Genomic DNA, 6948 nt, shown 5'->3' with positions numbered 1-6948 from the left:
GTGGGCGCTAAGAGCTACCTGAGCTTCACCAACACGCGCGGCGGCCCCGATTGCCCGATCGTGATTCCGCTGATGCACAAGCACGACGAGGGCATGCGCTCGCATTACCTGACCGTGCAGTTCTCGATTCTCGACGCGCCGGCGCCCGACGAGCTCGTGGTCGCGCTCGGCGCCTCGGTCGGCGGCCGTCCGCATCACCGCATCGGCGACCGTTACCAGGATCTGCGCGAGATCGAGGCCGGCGATGCCTGAGCGCGCATCCCCTGTCCTCCTGACCGACAGCGCCGGACGGCGCACCGCCGTCGCCTCGGCCGGCGCCGCCACCGGTGCGACCCCGATCCTGTTCATCCACGGGGTCGGCCTCGACCATACCGTCTGGCGGCCGCAGATCGCCGCCTTCGCCGAACAGCGGCCGGTGCACGCCTACGATATGATGGGCCATGGCGCCTCCGACCGGCCGAAGGGCAGGCCGGAGCTGGCGGACTACGCCGCCCAGCTCATCGGGGTGCTCGACGGGCTGGGAATCGAGCGCGCCCACCTCGTCGGCCACTCGATGGGCGCGATGGTGGCGCTGGAGGCGGCCCTGTCGCATCCGGCGCGCGTCGGCAGCGTCACCGCGCTCAACGCCGTCTACCGCCGCAGCCCCGAGCAGGGTCAGGCGGTCCTGCGCCGGGTCGAGGCGCTGGAGGCGGGTGAGGCCAGCCCCGGGATCGAAACGACCCTGGCGCGCTGGTTCGGCTCCCTGGTGCCGCCGCATCTGGCTGATGAGGCGGAGCGGATGCGGGCGCTGCTGGAACGGGCCGACGACCGGGGCTACGCCCTGGCCTACCGCGTCTTCGCCACCGCCGACGCCGCCTATGCGGAGCGACTCCAGAACCTGTCGGTCCCGGCCCTGTTCATGACGGGCCAGCACGATCCCAACTCCACGCCGGAGATGACGCGGGCGATGGCCGCCGCGGTTCCGGGCGCCCGTGGGTTCGTCCTGTCGGGCGAGCGCCACATGATGCCGCTGGTCGGGGCGGCCCGGGTCAATGCCGAGATCGCGCGTTTCATCGCCAGCCTCGAAGCGGACGAGACCGCCGCCGCACCCAGGCGCTTCCGCAACGCGCTCGGCACCTTCGCCACCGGGGTCACCGTGGTGACCACGTTGCAGGAGAACGGCGAGCCGCGGGGGTTCACGGCCAACTCCTTCAGTTCGGTCTCGCTCGATCCGCCGCTCATCTCGATCTGCATTGCCCGCACCGCCTCGAGCCATCCGGTCTTCAAGGCCGCGCCGCGCTTTGCCGTCAACATCCTGGCGCAGGACCAGCGCGACGTGTCGGGCGTGTTCGCCTCCAAGCGGCCCGACAAGTTCGATCAGGTCGATTGGTTTTCGGGGGCCACCGGCTCCCCCGTGCTGGAGAATTGCGCCGCGTGGTTCGATTGCCGCCTTCACCAGGTGGTGGCGGCGGGCGACCACGACATCCTTATCGGCGAGGTAGTCGATTTCGAGGGCAGCCACCGGATGCCCCTCGGCTATTGCCGCGGCGCCTATGTCGATTTCGGCTTGGCCCAGGATGCGATGGTCGCCAGCACCCGCTCCACCGAGGTCCGGGCGATCCTCGAATCGGAGGGCGAAGTTCTCCTCGTCGAGGAGCGTGACGGCCAGTTCGCCCTGCCTTCGGCGGCCTGCATCGAACCGGCCACGGATCCGAAGAGCATTCACGGCCAGCTCGCCTCCAAGGGCATCGTCGCCGAACTCGGGTTCCTGTTCGCCGTGTACGAGAATCCCGGCACGGCGGGCGCCTCGACCGCGATCGTCTACCGCGGAACCTTCGCCGGCCATCCCGGCCCCGGCACCCGCCGCTGGCCGGTCGCGGATCTCGCGAACTGCCCGATCCGGGATCCGGCGAGCCGGACGATGCTGGAACGCTACGCCCGCGAGCGCCGGGAGAACGCCTTCGGCATCTATGCGGGCAATGTCAGCGAAGGGACCATCCAGGCCCTCCATCCGGGTGCGGCGGCCTGATCGGCCGCCCCGCGCTCGAACCTCGAACGCCGCCCGATTCCACGCCGTCGCGCACAGCCCCTTTCGCCGAGGCCGACATGAAATTCTCCCTCTTCGTCCACATGGAGCGCTTCGATGACGCGCAGAACCACGCCGCGCTGTTCGATGAACTGACCGATCTCGTCCAGACTGCGGAGCGGGGCGGGTTCGAGGCGGCCTGGATCGGCGAGCACCATGGGATGGAGTTCACGATCGCTCCCAATCCCTTCATCAACCTCGCCTATCTCGGCGCCCGCACCGATCGCATCCGGCTCGGGACCGGCACGGTAATCGCGCCGTTCTGGCATCCGATCCGGCTGGCCGGCGAAGCGGCGATGACCGACCTCGCCACCGGCGGGCGGCTCGATCTCGGCATCGCCCGCGGCGCCTACAGCTTCGAGTACGAGCGGCTGATGCCCGGCCTCGACGCCTGGGGCGCCGGCCAGCGGATGCGCGAGATGATCCCGGCCCTGCGCGGCCTGTGGGCGGGCGACTACACCCACGAAGGCGAGTTCTGGCAGTTTCCCAAGACGACGACGACGCCCAAGCCGCTTCAGCAGACGGGCATTCCGGTCTGGGTCGCGGCGCGCGATCCGAACTCCCACGCCTTCGCGGTGGAGAACGGCTGCAACGTTCAGGTCACGCCGCTCGCCTCGGGCGACAGCGAGGTCGAGGCGCTGATCAGCCGGTTCGACAAGGCCTGTGCCGATGCGCCTAGCGTGCCGCGCCCGCAGATCATGCTGCTGCAGCACACCTTCGTGTCCGAATCCCCCGAGGAGACGGCGCAGCTGAGCCAGGATCTGAGCCGGTTCTTCTGCGCCTTCGGCGCCCTGTTCCAGAACAAGCTGCCGATCGAGCAGGGCTTCATTCGCGGCCTCGACGCCGAGCTGCAGGCCTCGATGCCGCAATTCGCGCCGGAGAAGATCGCCCAGAACCTCGTCATCGGCGAGCCCGAGACGGTCATCGCCCGCCTGAAGGCCTACGAGGCGATGGGCTACGATCAATACGCCGTCTGGATCGACAGCGGCATCGGCCATGCGCGCAAGAAGCGCTCGCTGGAGCTCTTCATCCGCGACGTCATGCCGGCCTTCGCATGAGCGCCCCCGCCATGCTCCCCACCTTCCGCGCCTATATCGACGGGGCCTTCCCCGAGCCGCAGGCGACCTTCGAGAGCCTCGATCCGGCCACCGGCCGGCCCTGGGCCCTGATGCCGGCGGCGACCCCCGCCGACATCGATCGGGCCGTGCGCGCCGCCGACCGCGCCCAGCGCGATCCGGCCTGGGCGGATCTCGTCCCGAGCCGGCGCGGCGCGCTGTTGATGCGGTTGGCCGACCTCGTCGCCGCGCGGGCCGGGCATCTGGCCGAACTCGAGACGCGCGACACCGGCAAGATCATCCGCGAGACCCGGGCCCAGATCGGCTACGTGGCGGAGTATTACCGCTATTTCGGCGGCCTCGCGGACAAGCTGCACGGCGCCCACCTGCCGGTCGACAAGCCGGATATGGAAGTGTTCACCCGGCGCGAGCCGATCGGCGTGGTCGCGGCGATTGTGCCCTGGAACTCCTCGCTGTTCCTGTCGGCGGTCAAGCTCGGGCCGGCGCTGGCGGCGGGCTGCACCGTCGTGCTGAAGGCCTCCGAGGAGGCGCCCGCCCCGTTGCTCGCCTTCGCCGAACTCGTGCACGAGGCCGGCTTTCCGCCCGGCGTCGTCAACATCGTCACGGGCGATGCGGTGGGCTGCGGCGCGCCGCTGACGAGCCATCCGCTGGTCGCCCGAGTCGCCTTCACCGGTGGTCCCGGCACGGCCCGCCACATCGTGCGCAACACCGCCAACAACCTCGCGGCGACCTCGCTGGAACTCGGCGGCAAGTCGCCGGTCCTCGTCTTCGCCGATGCGGATCTCGACAGCGCCGCCAACGCGGTCGTCGCCGGCATCTTCGCCGCGGCCGGTCAGAGCTGCGTGGCCGGCTCGCGCCTGCTGGTCGAGCGCAGCGTGCACGACCGCTTCGTCGCGATCCTCACCGAGAAGGCGCGGGCGATCCGCCTCGGCGCACCGGGCGACCCCGAGACCGAGGTCGGCCCGCTCGCCACGGCCCGGCAACGGGAACACATCGAGACGGTGGTGGCGGCAAGCCTCGAGGCCGGCGCCCGCCTTGTCGTCGGCGGCGCCCGGCCGGAAGGTTTTCCCGAAGGCTTCTACTACCTGCCCACGATCATCGCCGACGCGCGACCCAAGACCCCATGCGCTGCCGAGGAGCTGTTCGGCCCCGTCCTCACGGTCATCCCGTTCGAGGACGAGGCGGAGGCGGTGGCGCTCGCCAACGACTCGCCTTTCGGCCTCGCCGCGGGCGTGTTCACCGCCAGCCTGACGCGGGCCCACCGCTGCATCCGGCGGCTGCGCGCCGGCATCGTCTGGGTCAACACCTACCGGGCGATCTCGCCGATCGTGCCCTTCGGCGGCTTCGGCCTCTCGGGGCTGGGCCGCGAGGGCGGGCTCGAATCGATGCTCGACTACACCCGCACGAAATCGGTCTGGATCCGCACCTCCGACGACCCGATCCCCGATCCGTTCGTGATGCGCTGAGGAGGGGCCGGTGATCTACGAAATGCGGACCTATCGCCTGAAGACCGGCACCGTTCCTGCCTACCTCACCCTCGTCGGGGAGGAGGGCATCACGATCCAGCGCGGCCATCTCGGAAACCTCGTCGGCTACTACGCCACCGAGATCGGCCCGCTCAACGAGATCGTCCACATCTGGGGCTACCGGGATCTCGCCGATCGCGAGACCCGCCGGGCGGCGCTGGCGGCCGATCCCGCCTGGGCAGCCTTCCTGCCCAAGATCCAGGCTCTGATCGAGACCATGGAATCCAAGATCCTCCGGGCCGCGCCGTTCCAGCCGTAGCCCGCGCAAGATCCGTCGGGGCGGTCGGACAATCGCCCCAGCCAGTCGCATCACAGCCAGAGGGGGCCAGTATGAAGCGCAGGACCATTATCGGCATCGCCGCCGCCACGTTCGGGACCGCCCTCGTGGCACTGCCGACGACGTCCCTGCTGCCGCAGGCCACGGCGGCCGCGCGCAGCATCGTCTTCACGAGCTGGGGTGGCACGACGCAGGAGGCGCAGAAGACCGCCTGGGTCCGGCCCTACACCAAGGCGAGCGGCGTGCGCGTGCAGTTGGACGGCCCGACCGATTACGGGAAGTTCAAGGCGATGGTCGAGAGCGGCAATGTCGGCTGGGACGTCGTCGACGTCGAGTACGACTTCGCCGCCCAGGCCGCGCGCGACGGCCTTCTGGAGCCGATCGACTTCTCGGTGGTCAAGCGCGACACCCTCGACCCCCGCTTCGTGACCGATCACGCGGTCGGCAGCTTCTACTACGCCTTCGTCCTCGGCTACGGCACCAAGCACTTCCCGGCCGCGCCGAAGAGCTGGGCCGACCTGTTCGACACCAAGACTTTCCCCGGCAAGCGCACCTTCTACAAGTGGTCGGCGCCCGGAGCTCTGGAAATCGCGCTGCTCGCCGACGGCGTCGCCCCGGACAAGCTCTACCCGCTCGATCTCGACCGGGCGTTCGCCAAGCTCGACACCATCAAGTCCGAGATCATCTGGTGGTCGGGCGGTGCGCAGTCGCAGCAGCTCCTCGCCTCCGGTGAGGTCGCGATGGGGCAGTTCTGGAACGGCCGCATCGCCGCCCTCGAGCAGGACAAGCAGCCGGTCGGAATCGCCTGGGAGCAGAACCTCACCACCGCCGACATGCTGGTGGTGCCCAAGGGAAGCAGCAACCGGCAGGCCGCGATGGGGTTCATCGCCGCCGCCACCGGCGCCAAGGAGCAGGCCGACTTCGCCGCCGCCACGCGCTACGCCCCGATCAATCTCGGCTCGGCCAAGCTGATGGATCCCGCCATCGCCGAGACGCTGCCGAACCGGCACGAGGCGACGCAGATCAACCTGAACATGGCGTACTGGGCCAAGAACCGCGAGGGAATCGGCAAGCGCTGGTACGCGTGGCAGACGCGGTGATGGGCGCGTGAGCGAACGGAACCGCGCCATGACCGCGGCACAGTTGCAGGCCCTGCCGCTGCAGGATGCCCCACCCACCTGGACCCGGCGCTTGCGGGGTTTCGGTGCGGTCCTCCCCGCCCTCGTCTTCGTCCTGCTTCTGTTCGTGGTTCCGGTACTGGCGCTGCTCCTGCGCAGCATCACCGAGCCGACGCTGGGCCTGGGCAACTACGCCGCCTTCTTCGCCGGCACGACCTACCTCAAGGTTCTGGGCAACACCTTCCTCGTCGCCAGTCTCGTGACCGGCGCGAGCCTGGTGATCGGGTTCCCGACGGCCTGGTTCCTCGCCATCGCGCCGCGCCGGCTGGCGGGACTCCTGGCCGGCATCGTCGTCCTGTCGATGTGGACCAACCTGCTGGCCCGGACCTATGCCTGGATGGTGCTCCTCCAGGGGACGGGCCTGATCAACCGCGCCCTGCTGGGGCTCGGCCTGATCTCGGCGCCGCTGACGCTGACCAACAACCTCATCGGCGTCACCCTCGGCATGACCTACATCATGCTGCCCTTCATGGTGTTGCCGCTGACCTCGGCCATGCGGACGATCGATCCGAGCGTGCTCCAGGCCGCCTCGCTCTGCGGCGCCACCCGATGGCAGTGCCTGACCCGCATTCTGCTGCCGATGCTCTCCGGGCCGATCGCCTCCGGGGCGCTCATGATCTTCGTGATGTCGCTCGGCTACTTCGTGACGCCCGCACTCCTGGGCGGCACCGCCAACATGATGCTGCCGGAACTGATCGCGCAGCTCGTGCAGTCGCTGCTCGACTGGGGATTGGCCAGCACGGCCGCGACGATCCTCTTGGTTCTGACCCTGATTCTCTATTCGCTCCAAGTCCGGTTCTTCGGAACCCGCAGCACGGCCTGAGGA

The 6948-nt window shown here is 69.5% G+C and carries 7 protein-coding genes (1 of these 7 only partly in view); all 7 read left to right on the top strand.

The features are described 5' to 3' along the window. Positions 1-252, top strand: the end of a protein-coding gene (locus ASF53_RS17105; RefSeq protein ID WP_056200948.1) for an amino acid synthesis family protein. Its footprint begins 333 nt before the window's first position; the window shows 252 of its 585 coding nt (coding positions 334-585); its start codon lies beyond the left edge, outside the window; its stop codon occupies positions 250-252. Then, a complete protein-coding gene (locus tag ASF53_RS17100; RefSeq protein WP_082482797.1) occupies positions 245-2008 on the top strand; it encodes an alpha/beta fold hydrolase in 1764 nt (587 codons plus the stop codon). Before ASF53_RS17105 ends, ASF53_RS17100 begins: the two co-directional genes overlap by 8 nt. Before the next feature lie 77 nt (positions 2009-2085). Continuing rightward, positions 2086-3123 (top strand): LLM class flavin-dependent oxidoreductase, encoded by a 1038-nt coding sequence (locus tag ASF53_RS17095; RefSeq protein WP_056200944.1) that lies wholly within the window; start codon positions 2086-2088, stop codon positions 3121-3123. A gap of 11 nt (positions 3124-3134) precedes the next feature. After that, complete coding sequence (locus ASF53_RS17090; RefSeq protein ID WP_056200942.1) at positions 3135-4607, top strand: aldehyde dehydrogenase; 1473 nt, start codon at positions 3135-3137, stop codon at positions 4605-4607. 10 nt (positions 4608-4617) lie between these two features. Next, the gene (locus tag ASF53_RS17085) at positions 4618-4926 is read left to right on the top strand and encodes an NIPSNAP family protein (RefSeq protein ID WP_056200940.1); all 309 of its coding nucleotides are present in this window, start codon (positions 4618-4620) and stop codon (positions 4924-4926) included. 71 nt (positions 4927-4997) lie between these two features. Then, positions 4998-6044 carry an ABC transporter substrate-binding protein gene (locus tag ASF53_RS17080; protein ID WP_056200938.1) on the top strand — a complete coding sequence of 349 codons (1047 nt, stop codon included), beginning with the start codon at positions 4998-5000 and terminating at the stop codon, positions 6042-6044. A 28-nt stretch (positions 6045-6072) separates the two neighbouring features. Next, positions 6073-6945 (top strand): ABC transporter permease, encoded by an 873-nt coding sequence (locus ASF53_RS17075; RefSeq protein ID WP_056200937.1) that lies wholly within the window; start codon positions 6073-6075, stop codon positions 6943-6945. Positions 6946-6948: the final 3 nt, after the last annotated feature.

The organism is Methylobacterium sp. Leaf123 (assembly GCF_001423405.1).
Taxonomy (GTDB): domain Bacteria; phylum Pseudomonadota; class Alphaproteobacteria; order Rhizobiales; family Beijerinckiaceae; genus Methylobacterium.
The sequence above is the reverse complement of the archived record's forward strand: the minus strand, read 5'-3'. Positions and strand labels throughout refer to the sequence as shown.

Bases quoted from the DNA above. Each gene is read 5' to 3' on its own strand.
- ASF53_RS17080 (WP_056200938.1), top strand. From the start codon at position 4,998: ATGAAGCGCAGGACCATTATCGGCATCGCCGCCGCCACGTTCGGGACC.
- ASF53_RS17095 (WP_056200944.1), top strand. From the start codon at position 2,086: ATGAAATTCTCCCTCTTCGTCCACATGGAGCGCTTCGATGACGCGCAG.
- ASF53_RS17075 (WP_056200937.1), top strand. From the start codon at position 6,073: ATGACCGCGGCACAGTTGCAGGCCCTGCCGCTGCAGGATGCCCCACCC.
- ASF53_RS17100 (WP_082482797.1), top strand. From the start codon at position 245: ATGCCTGAGCGCGCATCCCCTGTCCTCCTGACCGACAGCGCCGGACGG.
- ASF53_RS17090 (WP_056200942.1), top strand. From the start codon at position 3,135: ATGCTCCCCACCTTCCGCGCCTATATCGACGGGGCCTTCCCCGAGCCG.